We start from the raw sequence: 24880 nt of genomic DNA, 5'->3' as shown, positions 1-24880 counted from the left end.
TACCTTAGAGAAATGTCAGCCCGACCTGGAACAGGCGCTCGACATCGCGAATGTGTTTCTTGTCGATCACGAACATGATCACATGGTCCTCGGATTCGATCACGGTAGCGTCGCGGGCAATCAACACCTCGTCGCTGCGTACGATGGCACCAATGGTGGTACCGGGCGGCAGATCGATGTCGCCGATGGCGCGACCGACCACCTTGGACGAGCGGGAGTCGCCGTGCGCCACCGCTTCGATCGCCTCCGCCGCGCCGCGCCGCAACGAGTGCACGTTGACGATATCGCCCCGCCGAACATGCGCAAGCAGGGTACCGATGGTTGCCTGGGAGGGCGAGATGGCTATATCAATTTCGCCGCCCTGCACCAGATCGACATAGGCCGGATTGTTGATCAATGCCATGACCTTGCGCGCGCCCATCCGCTTGGCCAGCATCGATGACATGATGTTGGCTTCGTCATCGTTGGTGACTGCACAGAAAATATCGACTTCCTCGATGTTCTCCTCAATCAGCAATTCCTTGTCCGAGGCACTGCCGTGCAGAACAATGGCGCGGTCGAGGTTTTGCGCCAGGTAGTCCGCCCGAGCCTTGTTCTTCTCGATGATCTTGACCTGGTAGCGAGTCTCCATGGCCTCGGCGAGGCGTTCGCCAATGTTGCCGCCACCGGCAATAAGCACCCGTTTGTTGGTGCGATCAAGGCGCCGTAGTTCGCTCATCACCGCGCGTATGTCCGGCGTGGCGGCGACGAAGAATACTTCATCATCTGCCTCGATTACGGTGTCGCCCTTGGGGATGATTGGGCGATCCCGGCGGAAAATCGCGGCGACCCGCGTCTCCACGCCAGGCATGTGTTGGCGCAGAAAGCGCAATTCCTGACCCACCAGCGGCCCGCCGTAATAGGCTCGTACGGCTACCAGCTGCACCTTGCCCTCGGCGAAGTCGAGTACCTGCAACGCGCCGGGATTCTCGATCAGACGCTTGATGTAGGTGGTTACTGCCTGCTCAGGGCTGATCAATACATCAATCGGCACCGCATCGTTGTGAAACAGCCCACCACGCGTGAGATAGGCCGACTCACGTATACGCGCAATCTTGGTCGGCGTACGGAACAGTGTGTAGGCGACCTGACAGGCGATCATGTTTGTCTCGTCGCTACTGGTGACCGCGATCAGCATGTCGGCGTCATCAGCACCGGCATGGCGCAAGATGGTAGGAAACGAACCACGGCCAACCACGGTGCGAATGTCCAGGCGATCACTCAGATCGCGCAGGCGCACCGTATCGGTATCGATCACGGTGATGTCATTGGCCTCGCTGGACAGTTCTGTTGCCAGGCTGCTGCCCACCTGACCGGCGCCGAGAATAATGATCTTCATGACGCAGACGGCTCCTTATCTTCAGCGGGAAAACGACCGCGGCGGGTAGTGGCGGCTATTTTGACCAGTTTGGCCAGATAAAAGCCATCATGACCGTTCGGCTGCGGTAGAAGTTGCCGGCCGCACGGCTGCGGTTCGCCGTAATCTGCGGCAATCGACAATTCTCTTGCACTGGGTTCGCGCTGCAGGAACGCCTCCACTACGCGCGTATTTTCTTCCGGTAGGACCGAACAGGTGGCGTAAACCAGAATGCCGCCGACCTCCAGCGTTTGCCACATGGCATCGAGCAGGCTCCCTTGTAGCGTCGCCAGTTCACTTATATCGGCCGGCTGTCTAGCGAGCTTGATATCCGGGTGACGACGAATCACACCGGTTGCGGAACAGGGTGCGTCGAGCAGGATACGGTTGAACGGTATACCGTCCCACCAGGCATCCAGATCGCGGGCATCCGCCGCTTTGAGTGTGGCTGTCAGGCCCAGGCGATCCAGATTTTCCTGCACCCGTGCCAGGCGCGACGGCTCGAGATCCAGCGCAACCAGCTCACTCAGGGCAGGCTGTTGTTCAAGCGTGTGGCAGGTTTTACCACCCGGGGCGCAGCAGGCATCCAGTACCCGGTCGCCAGGTCTGGCTTCCAGTAATGGAGTGGCCAGTTGCGCCGCTTCATCCTGCACGCTGACCAGGCCCTCGGCGAAGCCTGGTAATAGCTGAACGTCGCAGGGCTGCAGCAAGCGGATACCCACTGGGCTGTGAAGACAGGCCTCGGCGGCAATGCCAGCCTTTTCCAGCTGTTGCAGGTAAGCCGAACGCTCGGTCTGGCGCTGGTTGATGCGCAACGTCATGGGTGGATGGGCGTTGTTCGCCTCGCAGATGGCTTCCCAATGCTGCGGCCAGTCGGCCTTGAGCTGCTTTTGTAACCAGCGTGGATGGGCCAGGCGGACCACCGGATCGCGTGCCATGTCGGCAAACAGCTCTTCGGACTCGCGCTGCGCGCGTCGCAGCACGGCGTTGAGCATGCCTTTGGCCCAGGGTTTTTTCAGGGTTTTGGCGGCACTGACGGTTTCATCAATGGCAGCGTGGGCTGGAACGCGGGTGTAGAACAGCTGATACAGGCCGACCAGCAACAGTGCCTGGAGGTCACGGTCAGCGGCCTTGAGCGGTTTATCCAGCAGGCGGTTGGCCAGCGCTTCGAGGCGAAAGAACCAGCGCGCGGTGCCAAAGGCCAGTTCCTGAGTCAGTGCGTGATCACGTGGGGCAACCTGCTTCAGCTGGCCCGGAAGGCTGGTACCGAGCGAAGCCTTGCCGGCCATGATCAGCGCCAGTGCGTTGGCCGCCGCCAGGCGCGGACTCACTGGCCGTTTTCCAGGGTCAGGCCAGGCGTGAAGTGGTCGCGTCGCGCGTTGTATAGATCAGCAAAGGCCAGCGGCTTGCCGCCGGGCAACTGCACCCGCGTCAGACGCAGCGCGTCCTCGCCACAGGCGACCAACAAACCGCTCTTGTCTACCGCAAGGACTTCTCCCGCAGCGCCCGCGCCAGCTTCTGGCCCCGCAGCCCATATCTTGAGTGGCTGGTCGTTCCAGCGGGCATGCGCCAGTGGCCAGGGGTTGAATGCACGGATCATGCGATCAAGCTCGGTTGCTGAACGGGTCCAATCGATACGTGCATCACTCTTGCCGAGTTTGTGTGCGTAGGTTGCCAGGCTGTCATCCTGTACCGCGGGTGCTGCCTCGCCTTTGGCCAGCTGCTCGATCACAGCGGTTACTGCCGGCGGACCTATCATGGCAAGCCGGTCGTGCAAGCTACCGCCGGTGTCTTCAGAGCTGATGGGCGTTGTGGCTTTGAGCAGCATGGGGCCGGTGTCCAGTCCTGCTTCCATTTGCATGACGGTCACGCCTGATTCGCTGTCGCCTGCTTCGATCGCACGCTGGATGGGTGCTGCGCCACGCCAGCGTGGCAGCAACGATGCATGGCTGTTGATACAGCCCAGACGCGGGATGTCCAGTACCGCTTGCGGCAATATCAGGCCGTAGGCGACTACCACCAGCAGATCCGGTTTGAGCGCAGCCATCTCAGCCTGGCTATCAGCATTCTTCAGCGTTTGTGGCTGGTAGACCGGCAGTCCGTGTTTCAGCGCAAGCTGTTTAACCGCGCTTTGCGTGAGCTTGTGTCCGCGGCCCGCAGGTCGGTCAGGCTGGGAATAGACCGCCACGATATTCAGGCCCTGCTCGATAAAGGTGCCAAGATGAGCAGCGGCAAACTCGGGGGTGCCGGCGAAGATGATGCGAAGGTCTGACGCTTTCATGGGGATCCGTAAAGAAAAGGCTTGCCGAAGCAAGCCTTGAGACTATCCAGGCAGACCCACGTGTTCAGCCGTTGGCCTGCAGTTTATGCTGCTTTTCCAGCTTCTTGCGAATGCGGTCGCGCTTGAGATTGGAAAGATAGTCGACAAACAGCTTGCCGTTCAGGTGATCGCATTCATGCTGGATACATACCGCAAGCAGGCCTTCGCAAACCTGTTCGAAGGGTTTGCCATCGCGATCCAGGGCCTTCACCCGCACGCGTTCCGGACGCGTGACGGTTTCGTAAAAACCGGGCACGGACAGACAGCCTTCCTGCATCTCCTCCAGGTCCTCGGTCAGAGGCTCGAATTCCGGGTTGATGAACACCATCGGCTCGTCCAGATTTTCGGACACATCAATGACCACAATCCGCTGATGCACATTGACCTGAGTCGCAGCCAGGCCAATCCCGGGCGCTGCGTACATGGTTTCGAACATATCGCTGATCAGTTGGCGCACCCCGTCGTCTACTTCGACTACCGGTTGGGCGACAGTACGCAGCCGCGGATCAGGAAATTCAAGAATATTTAATATGGCCATATCGGTTTGTGATGCACTTGTGGATCAGATATAAGTTGTGCTGCTAAGATGATCGCAGCTAGGAAATAAAGCGGGTCTGGCTCCTCGTAGCGCAGGAGTATGTACTCAGACCTCGGGTGCTGACCTACATAATAAAGGGATTCGTGTCATGAGGAAAACATTACTCGGCCTCCTGTTGGTGGCTTCGAGCTTTTTAGCTCAAGCGCAGGAGTCGGTATTCAGGGAAGATCACCCGGAACGGTATCAGGTTGTGAAGGGCGATACGTTGTGGGACATATCAGGACGTTTCCTCAGTCTGCCATGGAAATGGCCAGAAATCTGGCATGCCAATCCGCAAATCGATAATCCCCATCTGATCTATCCGGGCGACATCATTTCGCTGGTCTACGTTGATGGCCAACCACGGCTGACAGTCAACCGTGGGCAGGGCGGTACCATCAAACTGTCCCCTACCATACGCTCCCGTCCGGTTGCCGAAGCAATCCCGACCATTCCGCTCGAGGCGATCAATGCCTTCCTGCGGGCCGGCCGCATCCTCGACACTGAAGAGCCACTGGAGCAAGCGCCCTACGTGATCGGCGGCGAAGCGGAAAGCGTTGTTGCCGGCGCCGGTAACCGGGTCTATGCCCGGGGTGACACAGAAAATGACGTAGCGGCCTATGGCATCTACCGGCGCGGCCGGTCCTATACCGATCCGGAGAGCGGCGAATTCCTCGGTATTCATGTGCAGGAAATCGGCAACGGCCAGGTCATGGGCTCGGAGCGGGATATCACTACGCTCAACATCACGCGCAGCCGCCAGGAAGTTCGGGTCGGCGACCGCTTGATGGAAACCGAAGAACGCGCCGTATCCTCCACTTTCTTCCCGAGCGATCCGGACCAGGAAGTGAATGGACTGATTCTCGACGTGCCGAACGGCGTTACCCAGATTGGTCAGTACGATGTCGTATTGCTGAACAAGGGTGCGGTCGATGGCCTGAAAGAAGGGAACGTGCTGGCGATCTACAAGACCGGCGAAGTGGTCCGCGATCGCATTCAGAACAACCAGGTCCAACTGCCCGACGAGCGCGGCGGCTTGCTGATGGTGTTCCGCGTCTATGAACGCATGAGCTACGGAATCGTACTCAATGCCAGTCGCCAGCTGGCGATCATGGACAAGGTCCGCAATCCCTAGAAACTGAATGTAGCGGCGCCTTAAGGGTCTGTTCCCGTTTCATCGGGTTGCGTGGCAAATGACGCCATGCGGCGTTGCGGGACTTGGCAAGGGAACAACCATTACCTGCGTCCCGCGCCTTGCCTGGCGCCATTTGACACAGCAACGCGGCTCGCGATGAAACGGGAACAGACCCTAGGCGCCGCTTTTTATCAAGGATGATCCATGGCTCTTCAGCTGTCCGATCCGCGACAGGCCTGGCTCGCCCTGTCCATGCTCGATGGTCTCGGGTCTCGATCCCTCAAGCGTCTGCTCAGTTACTTCCCGTCCGCCGTCGAAGCCCTCGATGCTGATTTTATGACCCTGCAACGCCTGGGTGTAAGCGCCGGGCTGCAAGACAGCATCCAGAAGCTGCAACAAGGCGATAACGAAATACTCGGCCGTATCGATGCTGCGTTGGCCTGGCTTGAAGCGCCCGATTGTCACCTGTTGCACCGTGAATCACCGGACTATCCGCCATTACTGCGCGAGATTGCCGATCCGCCACCGGTGCTCTTTGTCCGCGGTAATCCCTTGTTATTGAAGGACCCGCAGCTGGCCATGGTCGGCACCCGGCATCCCGGGCCCCATGGCGCCGCGACGGCCAGAGCCTTTGCGCGTAGCTTTACCGAGAGCGGGTTGGTAGTGACCAGCGGAATGGCTCTGGGTATCGACGGCGCCTGTCATCAGGGCGCGCTTGATGTCTCTGGCCAGACCATCGCTGTCTGGGGCACGGGGCTGGATAATTGTTATCCCAAGCGTCATCGCAGACTGGCGGACGACATCCTGGCCAATGGCGGTGCGCTTGTCTCGGAATTGGCACCGGCTATGGGGCCGCATGCCAGCCAGTTTCCCAGGCGCAACCGGATCATCAGCGGCCTGAGTCTGGGCACGCTGGTGGTCGAGGCCAGCCTCAACAGCGGCTCGTTGATCACCGCACGCCTGGCACTCGAGCAGAACCGCGAAGTATTTGCCATGCCCGGCTCGATCCATAACACCCAGGCGCGCGGCTGTCACCGCCTGCTCCGTGACGGCGCTACGCTGGTCGAGACTGTCCAGGATGTACTCGACGTCTTGCGCGTACCGCTTACTGCCGCCCTTGCTGAACCTGCCACCCGCAACGGGACGCGCGAGACAGATCATCCGCTGGATAAATGGTTGAGTCATGAGCCGGTCAGCGCGGATTGGCTCAGCCAACACAGTGGGTTGCCGGTGCAACAGGTCCTGCAAGGTCTGCTCGAGCTTGAATTGGAAGGCATCGTGCAACAGACTCCGCACGGTTATTCTCGTCGCTGATCTTGAGCGGTTCGTCTGGCTCGGCTACTGTCGCTACTTGCAATCGAGATGAGGCGCGGCATGTTGGCAAACTGGCGAATCAGGCAGGTGGACAGAGTTCTGCATGCGGGCGGAGTCATCGCCTATCCGACCGAAGCGGTGTGGGGCCTGGGCTGCAATCCATGGAAGGCCGATACCGTCGAGCGCCTGCTTGACCTCAAGCAGCGGCCGGTAGAAAAAGGCCTTATTCTCATCGCAGGCGCGATCGAGGAGTTCGATTTTCTACTATGGGACTTGCCCGATAGCCAGTTGGCCAAGCTGCGTCTTTCCTGGCCAGGCGCCAATACCTGGCTGGTGCCGCATGAAGATCGGTTGCCGCCCTGGATAACCGGGCAGCACGAAACGGTTGCATTACGTGTCAGCAATCACCCGACTGTGCGTCAGTTGTGCGCCGTGACCGGACCTCTGGTTTCCACCTCCGCGAATCCGTCCGGTCGACCGCCGGCGCGCTCGCGGCTGCGGATAGAGCAGTACTTTCACGGTGCACTGGATGACGTCGTGCCCGGCCCGTTGGGAGGGCAGCGTAATCCGAGTATCATCAGGGATCTGAGAACCGAAGCCATCATTCGCCCTGCCTGAGAAACCGCTGTGAACAAGACTCCCCAACCCGCCGACGTTGCTGCAGTAAAAGCCTATCTGACCGAACTGCAGGACCGTATCTGCGCCGCGCTGGAACAGCTAGATGGGCGGTCGCAGTTTGCCGAGGACGAATGGCAGCGCCCCGGCGGCGGCGGTGGACGTTCGCGGATCATCGAGAACGGCAGCTTGCTGGAAAAAGGCGGTGTTGGATTCTCCCACGTATTTGGCGATGGCATGCCCCCGTCGGCCACAGCGCACCGGCCGGAACTGGCAGGGCGGCACTTCCAGGCGATGGGCGTATCGCTGGTCATGCACCCCGAGAACCCGCACATACCGACATCGCATGCCAATGTGCGCTTTTTCATCGCAGAGAAAGCCGATGCTGATCCGGTCTGGTGGTTCGGCGGGGGCTTTGATCTGACGCCCTATTACGCCCATGAAAAAGACTGCGTGCACTGGCACCGGGTCGCCCGGGATGCCTGCGCGCCCTTCGGCGACGACGTGTATCCGCGGTTCAAGGCCTGGTGCGACGAGTATTTTTATCTGAAGCATCGTCAGGAAGCGCGCGGGATCGGCGGCTTGTTCTTTGACGATGTAAACCAATGGGGTTTCGAGCGCAGTTTCGAATTCATGCGCGCCATTGGTGATGCCTACCTCGAGGCGTATCTGCCGATTGTCGAGCGGCGCAAAGCGCAGGCTTACACAGCCGAGCAGAAAGCCTTTCAGGAATACCGCCGCGGTCGCTATGTCGAATTCAATCTGGTCTATGATCGCGGCACCCTGTTCGGATTGCAGACGGGCGGCCGCACCGAATCGATACTCATGTCTTTGCCGCCCACCGTACGCTGGGGCTATAACTGGCAGCCTGAACCGGGCAGCGCCGAGGCGCGACTCACCGAGGACTTTCTGCCGGTCCGTGACTGGCTCAAGGAGCAACCCTGATGGATCGTTACGCCGTGATCGGCAATCCGGTCGCGCACAGCAAGTCCCCGCTGATTCACCGCATGTTCGCTGAACAGACCGGCAAACAGCTGTCTTATGAAGCGCTACTGGCACCGCTGGATGATTTCGCCGGTACCCTGCGCACCTTTCTGGCGGTCGGCCAGGGCGTGAACATTACCGTACCCTTCAAGGAACAGGCCTGGACGATTGTCGATCAACGCACAGCCGCTGCCGAGCGTGCCGGCGCGGTGAACACCATCATGCGTTTGCCAGACGGTCAGCTATTGGGCGATAACACTGACGGCAAGGGTCTGGTACGGGATATCCAGCACAATGCCGGGCTCTCGCTGGCCGGCTTGAAGATATTATTGGTCGGGGCTGGCGGCGCGTCCCGCGGAGTGCTGCAACCTTTACTGGAAGCCGCGCCGGAGCAACTCTGTGTGGTCAATCGCACTGTGGAAAAAGCCGAGCAGCTCGCGGCTATCTTCGCTGATCTGGGGCCGGTCAGTGCAGCGGGGTTCGACTGGATCGAAGAACCGGTGGACTTGATCATCAATGCCACCTCGGCAAGCCTGCACGGTGAAGTGCCGGCGATGTCTTCCGATTTGATTCGCCCAGGGCATACCTGGTGCTACGACATGATGTACAGCAAGGAGCCGACTGCGTTCAATCGCTGGGCCAGCGAACAGGGCGCCGCGCGCTGTATTGACGGGCTCGGGATGCTGGTCGAGCAGGCAGCCGAAGCCTTCCTGCTCTGGCGGGGTGTGCGGCCGGATACCGGTCCGGTACTGGCTGCCCTGGGCTAGAGAACCGCTGAGAACTGCTGCGCTCGGCCATATTGCGTTGAAATCCTCCTCAAAATGCTCATTTACAGAACGTAAACTGCGCTTTTTCGTCGGATTTCGCCTTGTCTGGCCGTCGCTCGCGACGTTCTCAGCGGCTCCCTGGATTCCTTAGCTGCTGCGCTCGGCCATACTGCGTTGAAATCTCGCGGCGCAGCGTTACTGCCGAGCGGAGCGCACCGCCGCGGCCAGTTGTCCGGTCAGCTCCAGCACTGCCTCGACGGCTTTCTCACCTGTAGCTGCGCGTTCGATACATTCCACCAGCGCCGAGCCTACTACCACCCCTTCGGCGTCCCGGGCGAAGCTGGCAGCCTGTTGCGGAGTGCGCACGCCGAAACCCACACACACCGGTAATGCGGACTGCTGCCTGATGGCGCCGATTGCATCGCGTACCTGAGCCCCGTCTGCCTGGCCGACTCCGGTGACCCCATTTAGCGAAACGTAGTAGAGAAAGCCGCTGGCCTGCGCCAGTACTTTGGGTAAGCGTTGGGCATCGGTTGTCGGCGTCGCCATACGGATCATGTCGATTCCGTACTGCCGTGAGAGTGGCCCTAGTTCGGCGTCGTGCTCGGCGGGCAGGTCGACGATCAGCAGCCCGTCGACGCCCGACGCGCTGGCATCACGCATGAACTCAAGCGCGCCGTATCGATGGATCGGGTTGTAGTAACCCATCAATACCACCGGTGTGGCGTCGTCGTGCTCACGGAATTGACGCACCATTTCCAGCGTCTTGCGCTGGGTCTGGCCGCCGCGCAGGGCGCGCAGTGCTGCGGCCTGGATTGCCGGGCCGTCTGCCATTGGATCGCTGAAGGGCATGCCTAACTCGATGATATCCGCGCCTGCGCCCGGCAAGTGTTTCAGCAATGCCAGACTGGTCTCGTAATCAGGATCGCCGGCACACACGTAGGTAACCAGCGCGGCGCGATTCTCAGCCGACAGTTGCTGAAAACGGGCTTCGAGACGTGAGTTCATGCTTGTTCCTCCATCAGACGCAGCACAGTGGGCATATCCTTGTCACCGCGCCCGGACAGGCAGACCACCATCAGATGATCGCTCGGCAATTGCGGCGCCAGCCGGGCTACCTCGGCCAGGGCATGGGCGGTTTCCAGCGCAGGGATGATGCCTTCCTGGCGACAGCAGGTGTGAAACGCCGCCAGTGCCTGGTGATCATCGATGGCGGTGTATTCCACCCGGCCCTGCTCATGCAACCAGGCGTGCTCGGGCCCGATGCCGGGGTAGTCGAGGCCGGCGGAGATCGAATGGGCGTCGGTTATCTGGCCGTCTTCATCCTGCAGCAGATAGGTGCGATTGCCGTGCAGCACTCCGGCGAACCCCCCTTTGAGACTGGCCGCATGCTTCCCGCTGGCGAGGCCTTCCCCCGCTGCTTCGACACCAATCATGCGCACGGCTTCTTCATCCAGAAACGCATGAAACAGGCCCATGGCGTTCGAGCCGCCGCCGATGCAGGCCACCAGACTGTCCGGCAGACGACCCTCACGGTCGAGCATCTGCTGGCGCGTTTCACGGCCTATTACAGCCTGGAATTCACGCACCATGGTCGGATAGGGATGCGGACCGGCTACGGTACCGATCAGATAAAAGGTGTTGTCGATATTGGTGACCCAGTCGCGCAACGCCTCATTCATGGCGTCTTTCAGGGTGCCGGTACCGGAGGTGACCGGCACGATCTCTGCGCCCAGCAAGCGCATGCGCGCCACATTGTCACGCTGGCGCTCGATGTCGGTTGCGCCCATGTACACCACGCATTGCAGGCCGAAGCGCGCCGCCACGGTGGCAGTCGCCACGCCGTGCATGCCGGCGCCGGTCTCGGCGATGATGCGGGTCTTGCCCATGCGCCGCGCCAGCAGAATCTGCCCGATACAGTTGTTGATCTTGTGCGCGCCGGTGTGATTGAGCTCCTCACGCTTGAAGTAGATCTTTGCTCCGCCGTAAAGCGCCGTCAGCCGCTCGGCGAAGTACAACGGGCTGGGCCGACCAACAAACTCGGCCTGGAAGCGATCCAGTTCGGCGAGAAAGTCGGGTTCGGCCATGGCTGTATTGAAGGCTTGCTCAAGCTGCAGAATCAGCGGCATGAGCGACTCGGCGACGAAACGACCGCCGAACGAGCCAAATTGTCCCTGGGCGTCTGCGCCCTGGCTGAAACGCGTTGTGGCTGTCTGCATGATCGGTTCCTCTACTGAGTTCAGCATCGCGGTTATGAAAAAAAACCATGGAGGCGATGCTAAGGCAGGCAGGACCAGGAAAAAATCGATAAGATGGCTGCAACCTGTGAGAAAAAGTGGCCGATCGATGACCAGCAGATTGCCCTCGCTCAATGCGCTGAAAGCCTTCGAAGCGGCCGCTAGCCTGGAAAGCGTGAGCCAGGCAGCGGATCGGCTGAATGTCACACACGGTGCCGTCAGTCGCCAGATACGCACGCTGGAGGACGAGCTCGGGGTTAGGTTGTTCGAGAAGGCTGGCCGTGGCGTGCGGCTAACACCAGCCGGCAAGCGCCTGCGCGATGGCAGCCGGGATGCCTTCGAGCTGTTGCGCGCCACCTGTGCGGAAATCGCCGAGCTGCGAGTAGGCGCTCCGTTTCTGTTGGCCTGCCCGGGGAGTCTGCTGGCGCGCTGGTTCATTCCCCGGCTCGATCGGTTGAATGCAGAACTGCCCGGGCTCAATCTGCATCTGTCGGCCAGCGAGGGCGAGCTGGACCCGCGTCGTTCCGGCGTCAGCGCGACGCTGTTGTTCGCAGCGCCACCCTGGCCGGCGGATATGCACCTGTATCCTCTGCTGGGCGAGCGCATCGGACCGGTGTTCAGCCCCGGTTATGCCGGCGCCGCGGCGTTGCAGGGCAAGCCGTCCGCGGTGCTTGCCGGTGAGCCCCTGTTGCATACCTTGTCCCGCCCGCAGGCCTGGACAGACTGGGCGCGCGCGGCCGGGCTGGATGCGGCTTCGTTGCAGACCGGACAAGGTTTCGAGCATCTGTATTACCTGCTTGAAGCAGCACTGGCGGGGCTCGGCGTGGCGATCGCGCCTGAGCTGCTGGTCGCCGATGACGTCGCGTCCGGCAGACTGCTGGCCCCCTGGGGGTTTGTCGAAACGGCTAACCAGTTGGCGCTCTGGGTGCCGGCGCGCCAACCGCAACGGCAGGCAGAAGCGTTGGCCGACTGGCTGAAAACCAATCTCGTTTCCATCAACAGTCCCGCCAAGCCCGGGTCAGCGGAGTAAAGATGCGAGCTCCTGCAGTCAGAACCCTCCGAGCGATTTTACTGTTAACACTGGCCGGCCTGTTTGCTGGATGCAGCACCGCGGAATACGCCCACCAGGCATGGCAAGGCCAGCGCGCCGTGATCCGTGACAGCGTGCCGATACGAGCCATTCTCGAAGATCCAACAGCCGACCCGAATCTGCAATCGAGGCTGGCGGCCGCCTTGCAAGCGCGGCGTTTCGCCAGTGACACCCTCGCCTTGCCGGATAACCCCAGCTATACGCGCTACACCGCCTTGCCTCGCCTCTACGTGGTGTGGAATGTGTTTGTCACACCGGAATTTTCGCTGGACCCGGTGGAACACTGCTATCTCGTTGCCGGCTGCGTTGCTTACAAGGGGTATTTCCAGGAGGAGCGCGCACACCGGGAAGCATCAGCCTGGCGCGAGCGGGGCATGGATGTGTTCGTTGGCGGTGTGCCGGCCTATTCCACGCTTGGCTGGTATGACGACCCGGTGCTCAGCTCGATGATGCACTGGGACGATGACTACGTAGCCAAACTGATATTCCATGAGTTGGCCCACCAGCAGTTCTATATCAAGGACGACACGGCGTTCAATGAGTCCTTCGCCAGCTTTGTCGGCCAACAAGGGCTCCGCCAGTGGCGGGCGTCTCGGAACTTGCCGCCACCCGACATGGCATTGGATCGGCGCCAGCAGCAACTCACGGAACTGGTACTGGCGGCGCGCGATGGTCTGGCAACTCTCTATGCCAGTAACCTCAGCGAGGCAGAAAAACGCGCCGCCAAGACTGAGCGTTTCGCTCAACTGCGCGCTGACTACCAAAGGCTGCGCGACGAGCAATGGGAGGGTTTTGCCGGCTTCGATCAATGGTTCGGGGATTCCTTGAACAACGCCGCGTTGCTGCCATTTGGATTGTATGACCAGTGGATTCCTGCATTTGAGCGGCTGTTCCAGCAGGTCGGGGAAGACTGGACGGCCTTCTACGCGGCGGTAGAGCAGCTTGGAAATATGGAAGGCCCGGACAGAACCCGACGTCTCGTTCAGCTGGCTGGCGAGTCCTGACCAGCCGTCTTTGATTACTTACGACAGCCGTGGCGGTGAGACCTTTGTTCCATTTTCGCGCTGACCAGGCTCCACTTTACCGTTGAACAGGCCGACAGGATCAGCCGCTCTGCGGCGATTCAGCAGTGTATTGACTGTGATGGCGGGACATTTTGATAATTTGTCCAAACCCCTGCGAAGCGTCTAGCATGGTACTCTAAGCCAAAATAACAGCAACCGAGGCCTTACCATGAAAGCAGTTGGATATCATCAGGCTGGCGACATCAATCGTGCAGACGCGCTCATCGACATCCATTTGCCGATTCCCTCCCCCGGTCCGCGTGACCTGTTGGTCAGAATCAACGCAATTTCGGTCAATCCGGTCGATACCAAAATTCGTAGAACGCGTGAGCCTGCTTCGGACGTCGCTGAGGTGCTGGGTTGGGATGCGGTAGGTATCGTCGAAGGCATCGGCGAGGAAGTCAGCGGCTTCGCAGTGGGAGATCGGGTTTTTTACGCCGGTGCGGTCAATCGGCCTGGCAGCAACGCCGAATATCAACTGGTCGACGAGCGCATCGTCGGGCACGCTCCGGAAAACCTGAGCGATGCAGAAGCCGCCGCGTTGCCGCTTACAGCCATCACCGCCTGGGAATTGCTGTTCGACCGTCTCGGTGTCGCGGAAGGCAACGGCGCCGGACAGAGTCTGCTGATTGTCGGGGCTGCGGGGGGCGTAGGTTCGATACTGGTGCAGCTGGCGAGCCGGTTGACGCGGCTGAAAGTGATCGCGACCGCTGCCCGTCCGGAAAGTGTGGAGTGGGTAAAGACGCTTGGCGCGAAATACGTCATCGATCACAGCCAGCCCTTACTGCCTCAACTGGAAGCCCAGGGCCTTGGGCCGGTGACCATGGTTGCTTCGCTTACTCATACCGCTGAACACTTTGATCAATACGTGGAATGTCTGGCGCCGCAGGGCAAGCTCGCCTTGATTGATGATTTCGAAACACTGGATATACGCAAACTCAAGCCCAAGAGCATCTCCTTGCACTGGGAATTCATGTTCACCCGCAGTCTGCATCAGACACCGGATATGCATGCGCAAGGGCTTCTGCTCGACCGGATCGCAGCCCTGGCGGACAAGGATACGCTGCGCACCACGCTGGCCGAACACTTTGGCGTCATCAACGCGGCCAATCTGATCAAGGCCCACCAATTGCTTGAAAGCCATAAATCACGCGGCAAGATCGTACTTGAGGGCTTCGCGTAACCCCTGGGTGTTCCGGCGTATTTCAGTGCTGCTGTGCTGCCCTCTGGCGGCGCGCAACAGTTTTACCTAATCTGTGAGGATCGACTGACCTTAAGGAGCCTTTGACAACTCAGCGAGCGAAGGCCAGGCAAGGCGAAATCCGGCGAAAAAGCGCACCGGGCTGGGCATACCAGCCTAGGTTGTGTAGATGGAGCGGTTTTGAGACGCCGGGTTTCGGAAGGATTTCAATGCAGCATGGCCGAGCGCAGTAGCTGTTCAGAGGCTCCTTGAAGGGACTCGCTTTCCAATAATAATAAAACAGGCAGGTGGAACCATGAATTACCCAAGCCTCGGCTTTGCCCTGGGTGAGACGCTGGACATGCTGCGCGATCAGGTTCAGTCCTTTGTCGCGGCAGAATTGGCCCCGCAGGCGGCTGCCATTGATCGTGACAACCAGTTCCCCGCTGGCATGTGGCGCCGTTTCGGCGATCTGGGGCTGCTCGGCATCACGGTTGAAGAGCAATATGGCGGCGCGGGACTGGGCTACCTCGCCCACGTTATCGCCATGGAGGAGATAAGCCGTGGCTCTGCCTCGGTCGCCCTGTCCTATGGCGCCCACTCCAATCTCTGCGTCAACCAGATCAACCGCAACGGCACCGCCGAGCAGAAGGCGCGTTATCTGCCGAAGCTGATCAGCGGCGAGCACGTCGGTGCGTTGGCCATGAGTGAACCCAATGCCGGTTCCGATGTGATGAGCATGTCCCTGCGTGCCGAGCGCCGCGGTGACCGTTTTGTGCTCAACGGCAGCAAGACCTGGATTACCAACGGTCCTGATGCCGATACTTATGTCATCTACGCCAAGACCGAACCCGAAGGCGGATCGCGCAGTGTCAGTGCATTCATCGTCGAGCGCGACTGGCTCGGTTTCAGCCAGGGCGACAAGTTCGACAAGCTGGGGATGCGCGGCTCCAACACCTGTCAGCTGTTTTTCGATGACGTCGAGGTGCCCGAGGACAACCTGCTCGGCGAACTCAACGGCGGGGCGCGCGTGTTGATGAGCGGTCTGGACTACGAGCGCGTGGTGCTGTCCGGCGGCCCGGTGGGCATCATGCAGGCCTGCCTGGATGCCGTGCTGCCCTATATCCACGAGCGGCAGCAGTTCGGCCAGGCCATCGGCGAATTTCAACTGATTCAGGGCAAGGTCGCCGACATGTACACCCAGCTCAACGCCAGCCGCGCCTATCTGTATGCCGTGGCTCAGGCCTGTGACCGCGGCGAAGCCACCCGCAAGGATGCCGCCGGGGTGATTCTTTACACCGCTGAGCGCGCCACGCAGATGGCGCTGGATGCCATCCAGATTCTCGGCGGCAACGGCTACATCAACGATTACCCCACCGGCCGCCTGCTGCGCGATGCCAAGCTCTACGAAATCGGCGCGGGCACCAGTGAAATACGGCGCATGTTGATCGGGCGCGAGCTGTTCAATGAGACGCGCTAAAAGACTTCACCCAATAGTCGGAGGGGGTATCGGGTCACGTTGTTTGGTCATAGGCCGAAGCAGCCCCAACCCTTGGCGTAGCGCAGGCGCACTACACCCCCAGGTCAGTGCGCTTGCGCTGGTTTTCCCCTGGGGTTGTCGAGCGCCGGCTCGACGACAGTTTGCAGCCAGCACCCAATTCGCTATTGGATGCGGACTCATAGAGGTCCGTCGGGACAATGAATCTCGCGGTGACGTGAACCCTTGGCGTAGCGCAGGCGCGCTACACCCCCAGGGGAGCGCACCTGCGCGATCAGGGCCGCCTTCCTGGGGTTGTCGAGCGCCGGCTCGACGACAGTTTGCAGCTGGCACCCAATTCGCTATTAAATGCGGACTTATAGAGGTCGGTCGGGACGACGGACCTCGCGGTGACACCAACCCCCGGCGTAGCGCAGGCGCACTACACCCCCAGGCAAGTGCGCCTGGGCTTGCTTCCTCCTGGGGTTGTCGAGCGCCGGCTCGACGACAGCTTGCAGCTGGCACCCAATTCGGTATTGGATGCGGACTTATAGAGATCGGTCGGGACGATGGACCTCGCGGTGACACCAACCCCCGGTATAGCGCAGGCGCGCTACACTCCCAGGTTGCCCCGCAGCGAGCCCGCATCTGATGATTCTCAATAGCCGTATCAGCCCACAATCCAGCGACTTCATCGAGAAGGCTAAATCCATGCGTACGCTGGTCGAGGAGCTCCGCACGCTGCTGGCGCGCATCGCCGAAGGCGGCGGTGCCAAGGCACAGGAGCGACATTTGGCCCGCGGCAAGCTGCTGCCGCGTCAGCGTATCGATACCCTGCTCGACCCCGGTTCGCCCTTTCTGGAAATCGGCCAGCTGGCGGCGCATGACGTCTACGATGAAGCCGTGCCAGCCGCGGGACTGATCGCCGGTATCGGCCGTGTCGAGGGCGTCGAGTGCATGATCCTGGCCAATGATGCGACGGTGAAGGGTGGCTCTTACTACCCACTCACTGTGAAAAAGCATCTGCGCGCCCAGGCCGTCGCCAACGAAAATCGCCTGCCCTGTATCTATCTGGTCGATTCCGGCGGGGCCAATTTGCCGCGTCAGGATGAAGTGTTCCCCGACCGTGAACACTTCGGCCGCATCTTTTTCAACCAGGCCAACATGAGCGCCCAGGGCATTCCGCAGATCGCCGTGGTGATGGGCTCCTGCACCGCCGGCGGCGCCTACGTGCCGGCTATGGCTGATGAAGCCATCATGGTGCGCAACCAGGCGACCATCTTTCTCGCCGGCCCGCCTTTGGTGAAAGCCGCCACCGGTGAAGTGGTCAGCGCCGAGGATCTGGGCGGGGCCGATGTGCATTGCCGGTCTTCGGGCGTGGCCGATCACTATGCCGAGAATGATGAACACGGGCTGGCGTTGGCAAGACGTTGTATCGCCCACCTCAACTGGCGCAAGCAGGGCGTACTGAACAGTCGCGAGGCCATTGCCCCGCGCTTTCCGGCAGAGGACTTGTACGGGCTGATCCCGGCTGATCCCAAGCATCCGCTGGAGATACGCGAAGTCATTGCCCGGCTAGTCGACGACAGTGCTTTTGATGAATTCAAGGCGTTATTCGGCACCACCCTGGTGTGCGGCTTCGCCCACCTGCACGGTTACCCGGTGGCGATACTGGCAAACAACGGGGTGTTGTTCAGCGAGTCGGCGCAAAAGGGCGCGCATTTCATCGAGCTGGCTTGCCAGCGCGGCATTCCGCTGCTGTTTCTACAGAACATCACCGGTTTCATGGTCGGGCAGAAATACGAGGCCGGCGGCATCGCCAAGCACGGTGCCAAGCTGGTCGCCGCGGTGGCCTGCGCCCGCGTGCCCAAGTTCACCGTCATCATCGGCGGCAGCTTTGGCGCCGGCAATTACGGCATGTGCGGCCGGGCCTATGATCCGCGCTTTCTGTGGATGTGGCCGAACGCGCGAATCGGCGTGATGGGTGCGGAACAGGCCGCCGGCGTGCTGGTGCAGGTCAAGCGCGAGCAGGCCGAACGCCACGGCGAGACGTTCTCCAGCGAGCAGGAACAGGCGTTGCGCCAGCCGATTCTCGATCAGTATGAACATCAGGGGCACCCTTATTATTCCAGCGCCCGGCTCTGGGATGACGGCGTGATCGACCCGGCGCAGACCCGGGACGTTCTCGGACTGGCGATTTCCGCTGCCCTCAACGCACCCATCGAGCCGACGCGCTTCGGTGTATTCAGAATGTAAGCGGCTTGCCAGTTACGGCTCCACAGACAGCGGAAGACAGATGTATGACTGATTTCACTACCATTGAGCTTGAACGTGATGCACAGGGCGTCGCCACGCTGTGGCTCAACCGGCCGGACAAGAACAACGCCTTCAACGCCGAGATGATTGCCGAACTGCTGCAGGCTATCGATCAGGTGCAATCTGACGATTCGCTGCGTTTTCTGGTTTTTCGCGGACGTGGCCGACATTTCTCCGCGGGCGCGGACCTGGCCTGGATGCAGGCATCCGCGGAACTGGACTACAACGCCAATCTCAGCGACGCCCGTGAGCTGGCGCAATTGATGGCCAGCCTCAGCCAGCTGCGGCTGCCAACGCTGGCCGTGGTGCATGGTGCCGCCTACGGCGGCGCGCTGGGGCTGGTGAGTTGTTGCGATATGGCGATCGGCGCTGAAGAAGCACAGTTCTGTCTGTCGGAGGTACGCATCGGCTTGATTCCGGCCGTGGTCAGTCCGTTTATCGTACAGGCCGTGGGCACGCGCGCCGCCCGGCGTTACGCGTTGACCGCCGAGCGCTTTGATGGCCGGACCGCCCGCGAGCTGGGATTGCTTGCCGAGTGCTATCCGGCCGAGTGTCTCGATCAGGCCCTGCAGGGCTGGGTCGACAATATGTTGCTCAACAGTCCGACAGCCATGCGCGCCACCAAGCTGTTGATGCTGGAGGTCAAGCAGGGCGAGTTTTCCACACCGCTGCGCCGCTACACCGAAGCCGCTATCGCGCGCATCCGTGTCAGCCCCGAGGGTCAGGAGGGGCTGAAAGCCTTTCTGGAAAAACGCAAACCGGCATGGCAAGCATGATCAATCGGCTACTGGTCGCCAACCGCGGCGAAATTGCTTGCCGGATCATGCGCACCTGCCGCGAGCTGGGCATTGTCACCGTTGCCGTGCACAGTGATATCGACCGCGATGCGCGGCACGTACGGGAGGCAGACATGGCGGTCGGACTCGGCGGTGCCAAGCCCGCCGACAGTTACCTGCGCATTGACGCCATCATCGAGGCCGCGCGCCAGAGCGGTTGCCAGGCCATTCATCCCGGCTACGGTTTTCTCTCGGAGAACGCCGAATTCGCCCGCGCCATCGAAGCCGCCGGGCTGATTCTGCTTGGCCCGCCTGCGTCGGCCATCGACGCCATGGGCAGCAAATCCGCCGCCAAGGCATTGATGCAGGAGGCCGGTGTGCCGCTGGTGCCGGGTTATCACGGCGCGGATCAGAGTCTCGACAGCTTCCGGGATGAAGCGGCACGTATCGGCTATCCGGTGCTGCTCAAGGCCAGCGCCGGCGGTGGCGGCAAAGGCATGAAGGTGGTCGAGTCCGAGCCTGAGCTGGCCGAGGCATTGGCCTCGGCGCAGCGGGAGGCGCGGTCATCCTTCGGTGATGAGCGGATACTGGTTGAGAAATACCTGCTCAAGCCCCGGCACATCGAAATCCAGGTGTTTGCCGACCAGCATGGTGGATGCATCTATCTCAACGAGCGCGATTGCTCCATCCAGCGGCGGCATCAGAAGGTGGTCGAGGAAGCGCCAGCGCCCGGGCTGACGCCCGCGTTGCGGGCGGCGATGGGCGAGGCGGCGGTCAAGGCTGCTCAAGCGATTGGTTATGTCGGTGCCGGAACCGTTGAGTTTTTGCTGGATGAGCGTGGCGATTTTTTCTTCATGGAGATGAACACCCGGTTGCAGGTGGAGCATCCGGTGACCGAGGCGATTACCGGGCTGGATCTGGTCGCCTGGCAGATACGCATTGCCGTGGGTGAGCCGCTGCGGTTAAGTCAGTCTCAGGTGCCGCTCAATGGTCACGCCATAGAAGTGCGGCTCTACGCCGAGGAACCTGCCAGCGGCTTTCTGCCCTCCACCGGCCGGCTTGATCTGTACCGCGAGCCGGCCGCGGGTCCCGGCCGCCGGGTAGACAGCGGCATCGAGCAGAGTGACGAGGTGTCGCCCTTCTATGATCCGATGCTCGCCAAGCTGATTGCCTGGGGGGAGACGCGCGAAATGGCCAGGCGCCGCTTGCTGCAAATGCTGGGCGAAACGGTGGTTGGCGGGCTGCATACCAATCTAGCGTTTCTCACGCGGATCATCTCCCATCCCGCCTTTGCCGCGGCGGGGCTGGATACCGCTTTCATCCCGCGTCACGAGGCGCAGTTGCTGCCCAGTCCAGAACCCTTGCCGGATGCGTTCTGGCAGGCGGCCGCCGACGCCTGGCTTGCCACTGAGCCGCCCATCCAGCGGGGCGATGATATGCATTCGCCCTGGGCCCGCCTCAACGGCTGGCGCGCGGGCCTGAGCAATGCCCAGCCGCTGCATCTGAGCTGCGCCGGGGAACGTAAGCGAATCGTCCCCTGCGCTGATCACGCGGCAAAGGTTGCCGCGAAATACTTTCGTCAGGGTGCGACGCTGTACTTTCAGTGGCAGCACGATTGGCTGGCAGTACGGGCGGTCGATCCGCTTGCGGAAGTGCAGGCTTCTCTTGCACCGCAGGGCAGTCTGACCGCACCGATGAACGGCAACATCGTTCGGGTGCTGGTGCAGGCTGGGGATGAGGTGGCAGCCGGCGCGCCGCTGGTTGTGCTGGAGGCGATGAAGATGGAGCATAGTATTCGTGCCCCGGCCGCCGGTCGGGTGCGTGAGGTTTTCTACGCTGAGGGCGCGATGGTTGCCGAAGGCGCGGTATTGATCGATCTGCACAGCGCCGCTGAAGCCCAACAGCGCAGCGAAACCTGAGCATCATTAAAGGACAAACAGCATGAACCAGAGCCTGCCCACCCAGGTACGCCTTGTTGAAGTGGGCCCCCGCGACGGGCTGCAGAACGAGAAGCAGCCGATCAGCGTTGCGGACAAGGTGCGGCTGGTCGATGACCTGACCGACGCTGGTCTGCGATATATCGAGGTGGGCAGCTTCGTCTCGCCCAAGTGGGTGCCGCAGATGGCCGGCAGCGCCGAGGTGTTCGCCGGTATCAGGCAGCGTCCCGGCGTGATCTATGCGGCGTTGGCGCCGAACCTCAAGGGACTGGACGCGGCGCTGGCGGCGGGTGTGAAGGAGGTGGCGGTGTTTGCCGCGGCCTCGGAGTCGTTCTCGCAGAAAAACATCAACTGCTCCATCGCCGAAAGCCTGGCGCGCTTCGCTCCGCTCATGCAGCAGGCGCAGCGGCACGGCATGCGCGTGCGCGGCTATGTCTCCTGCGTGCTGGGTTGCCCCTATGAGGGCGCGGTGCCGCCTGAGCAGGTGGCGAGTATCGCCACTGAGCTGCTGTCGATGGGCTGCTATGAGGTGTGCCTGGCCGATACCATTGGCGTGGGCACCGCCGGCGAGACGCGCAGCCTGTTCGATTTTGTCGGCCGCGATATCTCGCGTCAGCAGCTGGCCGGCCACTTCCACGATACCTATGGCCAGGCGCTGACCAATATCTACGCCGGACTGCTGGAAGGTATCAGCGTATTCGACAGCTCGGTTGCCGGACTCGGCGGCTGCCCCTACGCCGCAGGTGCCACGGGAAATGTCGCCACAGAAGACGTGCTGTATCTGCTCAACGGGCTGGGTATCCATACCGGCGTCGATCTGGATCAGGTGATAGCTGCCGGACAACGCATCTGCACCCTGCTCGACAAGCCGAACGGCTCGCGTGTAGCGCGGGCCAGTGTAGGGTCTGTTGCCGTTTCATCGCGGCCGCGACGGAGGCCCGTTTAGTGCAGAACAAGGCGCGAGGAATGAAGTTTGGTTGTTAAAATGAGTGACGAGTAACGCAGTGCTGCGGTAAACGGGCCCCGTCCCTTCGGGTTGCGTGGCAAATAACGCCATGCGGCGTTGCGGGACTAGGCAAGGGGACAACCATTACCTGCGTCCCGCGCCTTGCCTGGCGTCATTTGACACAGCAATGCGGCTCGCGATGAAACGGCAACAGACCCTAGCCAAAGCCTGAAGGATTACGTTATGTCCGCACCGCTCTGGACGCCCACGCCCGACCGCATTGCTGCCAGCCGCATGGACGGCTTTCGGCGGTATGTTGAACAGCGCCATCAGCTTGAATTGGTCGATTACCCTGCACTCCACGCCTGGAGCATTGAGCAGCGCAGCGTCTTCTGGCAGGCGATTGCGGATTATTTTGAGGTGCGTTTTACCACGCCGCCTACCGACGTACTGCTGAACGGCGAAGCCATGCCGGGCGCTCAATGGTTTCCCGGCGCGACGCTGAATTTTGCCGAGCATTTGTTGCGCCGCCGGGATGATCATCCGGCATTGGTTGCCATCGCCGAGGACGGGCATCGTGAGCAGTTTTCCTACGCTGAACTGAGCGCCCATGTTGCCGGACTACAACGGGCGCTGCGTGAAGCAGGTGTCGTGGCAGGCGACCGGGTTGCCGCCTTTATGCCGAATACCTGGCAGACGGTGGTTGGCATGCTCGCTGCGACCAGCCTGGGTGCCGTGTGGTCATCCTGTTCGCCGGACTTCGGCACTCAGGGTGTGGTTGATCGTTTCGGTCAGATTGAGCCCAAAGTACTGATCGCCTGCGCCGGCTATCAATACGCGGGCAAGCAGATCGATCTCACCGACAAGCTCAAAGACATCCTCGCTCAACTGCCGTCGCTGGAGCGGCTGGTGCTGGTGCCCTATACGCACGCCGAGGCAAGTTCAGCGGATTTCGCATCCGTTGTACCCACCAGCCTGTGGCAGGATTTTTATCAGCCCGGCGGCGAGCCGGAGTTCGTGGCAGTACCCTTCGGTCATCCGCTGTACATCCTCTACTCCAGCGGTACCACGGGCGTGCCCAAGTGCATCGTCCACGGTACCGGCGGCACGCTGCTGCAGCACCTCAAGGAGCATGGTCTGCATACCGACCTGGGGCCGGAGGACACCCTGTTCTATTTCACCACCTGCGGCTGGATGATGTGGAACTGGCTGGTCTCGGGCCTGGCGGTTGGCGCCACGCTGGTGCTGTACGACGGCTCCCCCTTCGAGCCGCAAGCGCAACGGCTGATGGATCTGATCGAGGCAGAGGGCATCAGCGTGTTCGGTACCAGCGCACGCTATATCGCAGCGCTGGAAAAGGCAGGCTGCAAGCCCCGCGAAACCCATCAGTTGAGCCGCCTCAAAACACTGCTGTCGACCGGCTCGCCGCTGGCACCGGAAGGCTTTGAATATGTTTACCGTGAGATCAAGGCGGACCTGTGCCTGTCTTCCATCTCCGGCGGTACGGATATCGTCTCCTGCTTCGCGCTGGGCAATCCGGTACTACCGGTGTGGCCCGGTGAGTTGCAGTGCGCGGGATTGGGTATGGCGGTCGAGGTATGGGATGAGCAGGGCAAGCGCGTCTACGGCGAGAAAGGCCAGCTGGTCTGTACGCGGCCTTTTCCGTCGATGCCTGTCGGGTTCTGGAGGGACGAGCACGGCAGCCGTTTTCACAAGGCCTACTTCGCACGGTTTCCAGGCGTCTGGGCGCATGGTGATTACGCGGAGGAAACGCCGAACGGCGGGCTGATCATTCATGGCCGGTCTGACGCGGTCCTCAACCCGGGCGGCGTGCGCATCGGCACCGCCGAAATCTATCGGCAGGTGGAGAAGGTCGATGAAGTGCTGGAATCCATCGCCGTTGGCCAGCATTGGCAGGGCGATGAGCGAATCGTACTGGCGGTGCGGCTGCGTGACGGCGTGATGCTGGACGCGGCACTGGAACAGCGCATCCGCCGGGTGATCCGCGCCAATGCCACCCCGCGGCATGTGCCGGCGCGCATTTTCGCAGTCGCTGATATTCCGCGTACGGTCAGCGGCAAGATCGTCGAAGTGGCCGTTCGCGAGACGATTCATGGGCGGCCGGTGAAGAACACTGATGCTCTGGCCAATCCTGAGGCGCTGGAATACTTCCGCGATCGGCCGGAGCTGGCTAGCTAAATCCCCTTTTCTCGGGGCAAGTGTCTCCGGCCACGTTCGGGTTCAACGATCAAGCGGGGCTAAACCCTGGGTTGGCTTGCGCCTCGGGGCCTCGTTCGGACGCGCCGACGGGGTTTGGTGCTCTTTTCTTTGCGAATTTGGCGTAGCGCAGGCGCGCTACACCCCCAGGGTGAGCGTTGCTACGTAGTGCTGCATTCTTTCAGCTGGCGTAGCGGTTGCCGAGTGGTTTTCCTGGGGTTGGCGTGCGCCTCGGGCCGCGTTCGGACGCGCCGACGAAGCGGGGTCAACCTGGGGTTGGCGTGCGCCTGCGCGCCGACGGGGTTTGGAGCGGCTCCCGAGTTTGGCGTAGCGCAGGCGCGCTACACCCCCAGGACACGCACCGTGTATCGAGTCTTGATTCCGGGCGGGTCCTCAAGATGCCTACGCGCGATCGTCGACTTTAACCGAATCAGGGGAAACCCTCAGACTACTCTCCGGTCACAACCTCATGACAGGCATTTGAGGCTGAGCCAGTCAAGACCATTCTCCCCGGGCGCGCGCTTCTTCAGCG

Annotated in this window: 21 protein-coding genes; 15 read left to right on the top strand and 6 right to left on the bottom strand. The window is 61.3% G+C overall.

Annotation, left to right across the window (positions count from 1 at the left end; translation table 11 throughout):
- Positions 1-4: 4 nt before the first annotated feature.
- The 4 genes from trkA to def all read right to left on the bottom strand — a co-directional run bounded on the left by trkA (position 5) and on the right by def (position 4254).
- A complete protein-coding gene (trkA, locus tag G3M63_RS04780; protein WP_163982028.1) occupies positions 5-1378 on the bottom strand; it encodes a Trk system potassium transporter TrkA in 1374 nt (457 codons plus the stop codon).
- Positions 1375-2727 carry a 16S rRNA (cytosine(967)-C(5))-methyltransferase RsmB gene (gene rsmB, locus G3M63_RS04775; RefSeq protein WP_163982027.1) on the bottom strand — a complete coding sequence of 451 codons (1353 nt, stop codon included), beginning with the start codon at positions 2725-2727 and terminating at the stop codon, positions 1375-1377. Before rsmB ends, trkA begins: the two co-directional genes overlap by 4 nt.
- Positions 2724-3677: a methionyl-tRNA formyltransferase gene (gene fmt, locus G3M63_RS04770; protein ID WP_163982026.1), complete on the bottom strand. Its 954-nt coding sequence runs from the start codon at positions 3675-3677 to the stop codon at positions 2724-2726. The genes rsmB and fmt overlap by 4 nt, the downstream gene beginning before the upstream one ends.
- A 64-nt stretch (positions 3678-3741) precedes the next feature.
- Positions 3742-4254: a peptide deformylase gene (def, locus tag G3M63_RS04765; RefSeq protein WP_150299978.1), complete on the bottom strand. Its 513-nt coding sequence runs from the start codon at positions 4252-4254 to the stop codon at positions 3742-3744.
- A gap of 148 nt (positions 4255-4402) precedes the next feature.
- On the opposite strand from def, the gene G3M63_RS04760 reads away from it, so the two are divergent.
- The 5 genes from G3M63_RS04760 to aroE all read left to right on the top strand — a co-directional run bounded on the left by G3M63_RS04760 (position 4403) and on the right by aroE (position 9108).
- Positions 4403-5428, top strand: coding sequence for a LysM peptidoglycan-binding domain-containing protein (locus G3M63_RS04760; RefSeq protein WP_163982025.1), 1026 nt, complete (start codon positions 4403-4405; stop codon positions 5426-5428).
- Positions 5429-5632: 204 nt separating this feature from the next.
- Positions 5633-6742, top strand: coding sequence for a DNA-processing protein DprA (dprA, locus tag G3M63_RS04755; RefSeq protein ID WP_163982024.1), 1110 nt, complete (start codon positions 5633-5635; stop codon positions 6740-6742).
- Positions 6743-6802: 60 nt separating this feature from the next.
- Positions 6803-7360: an L-threonylcarbamoyladenylate synthase gene (locus G3M63_RS04750; protein WP_163982023.1), complete on the top strand. Its 558-nt coding sequence runs from the start codon at positions 6803-6805 to the stop codon at positions 7358-7360.
- Between the two features lie 9 nt (positions 7361-7369).
- Entirely contained in the window at positions 7370-8302 is a 933-nt protein-coding gene (hemF, locus tag G3M63_RS04745; RefSeq protein ID WP_163982022.1) for an oxygen-dependent coproporphyrinogen oxidase, read from the top strand.
- A complete protein-coding gene (aroE, locus tag G3M63_RS04740) occupies positions 8302-9108 on the top strand; it encodes a shikimate dehydrogenase (RefSeq protein WP_163982021.1) in 807 nt (268 codons plus the stop codon). The genes hemF and aroE overlap by 1 nt, the downstream gene beginning before the upstream one ends.
- A 195-nt stretch (positions 9109-9303) precedes the next feature.
- On the opposite strand, the gene trpA is transcribed toward aroE, so the two are convergent.
- Together trpA and trpB are read right to left on the bottom strand one after the other, a co-directional pair.
- Entirely contained in the window at positions 9304-10116 is an 813-nt protein-coding gene (gene trpA, locus G3M63_RS04735; protein WP_163982020.1) for a tryptophan synthase subunit alpha, read from the bottom strand.
- On the bottom strand, positions 10113-11327 hold the full coding sequence (gene trpB / locus G3M63_RS04730; protein WP_163982019.1) for a tryptophan synthase subunit beta: 1215 nt from the start codon (positions 11325-11327) through the stop codon (positions 10113-10115). Before trpB ends, trpA begins: the two co-directional genes overlap by 4 nt.
- 127 nt (positions 11328-11454) lie before the next feature.
- Between trpB and G3M63_RS04725 the strand changes: the two genes are divergently transcribed.
- From G3M63_RS04725 to G3M63_RS04680, 10 genes are all read left to right on the top strand, one after another.
- Complete coding sequence (locus G3M63_RS04725; RefSeq protein ID WP_150299970.1) at positions 11455-12375, top strand: LysR family transcriptional regulator; 921 nt, start codon at positions 11455-11457, stop codon at positions 12373-12375.
- Between the two features lie 2 nt (positions 12376-12377).
- On the top strand, positions 12378-13439 hold the full coding sequence (locus tag G3M63_RS04720) for an aminopeptidase (RefSeq protein ID WP_163982018.1): 1062 nt from the start codon (positions 12378-12380) through the stop codon (positions 13437-13439).
- 229 nt (positions 13440-13668) lie between these two features.
- Positions 13669-14682: a zinc-binding alcohol dehydrogenase family protein gene (locus G3M63_RS04715; RefSeq protein ID WP_163982017.1), complete on the top strand. Its 1014-nt coding sequence runs from the start codon at positions 13669-13671 to the stop codon at positions 14680-14682.
- Positions 14683-14995: 313 nt separating this feature from the next.
- The gene (locus G3M63_RS04710; protein WP_163982016.1) at positions 14996-16159 is read left to right on the top strand and encodes an isovaleryl-CoA dehydrogenase; all 1164 of its coding nucleotides are present in this window, start codon (positions 14996-14998) and stop codon (positions 16157-16159) included.
- Between the two features lie 407 nt (positions 16160-16566).
- Complete coding sequence (locus G3M63_RS04705) at positions 16567-16710, top strand: hypothetical protein (protein WP_163982015.1); 144 nt, start codon at positions 16567-16569, stop codon at positions 16708-16710.
- A 94-nt stretch (positions 16711-16804) separates the two neighbouring features.
- Positions 16805-18412, top strand: a complete 1608-nt coding sequence (locus tag G3M63_RS04700) for a carboxyl transferase domain-containing protein (RefSeq protein WP_163984182.1) — start codon at positions 16805-16807, stop codon at positions 18410-18412.
- A 44-nt stretch (positions 18413-18456) separates the two neighbouring features.
- The gene (locus G3M63_RS04695; RefSeq protein ID WP_163982014.1) at positions 18457-19248 is read left to right on the top strand and encodes a gamma-carboxygeranoyl-CoA hydratase; all 792 of its coding nucleotides are present in this window, start codon (positions 18457-18459) and stop codon (positions 19246-19248) included.
- Entirely contained in the window at positions 19245-21167 is a 1923-nt protein-coding gene (locus G3M63_RS04690; protein WP_163984181.1) for an acetyl/propionyl/methylcrotonyl-CoA carboxylase subunit alpha, read from the top strand. The genes G3M63_RS04695 and G3M63_RS04690 overlap by 4 nt, the downstream gene beginning before the upstream one ends.
- Before the next feature lie 22 nt (positions 21168-21189).
- The gene (locus tag G3M63_RS04685) at positions 21190-22131 is read left to right on the top strand and encodes a hydroxymethylglutaryl-CoA lyase (protein ID WP_163982013.1); all 942 of its coding nucleotides are present in this window, start codon (positions 21190-21192) and stop codon (positions 22129-22131) included.
- Positions 22132-22374: 243 nt separating this feature from the next.
- A complete protein-coding gene (locus tag G3M63_RS04680; protein ID WP_163982012.1) occupies positions 22375-24330 on the top strand; it encodes an acetoacetate--CoA ligase in 1956 nt (651 codons plus the stop codon).
- Positions 24331-24880: the final 550 nt, after the last annotated feature.

The sequence above is a fragment of the Pseudomonas sp. OIL-1 genome, from assembly GCF_010669185.1.
In the GTDB taxonomy this organism is placed as follows: Bacteria; Pseudomonadota; Gammaproteobacteria; order Pseudomonadales; family Pseudomonadaceae; genus Halopseudomonas; species Halopseudomonas profundi.
This window is presented reverse-complemented; position numbering and strand designations above follow the sequence as displayed.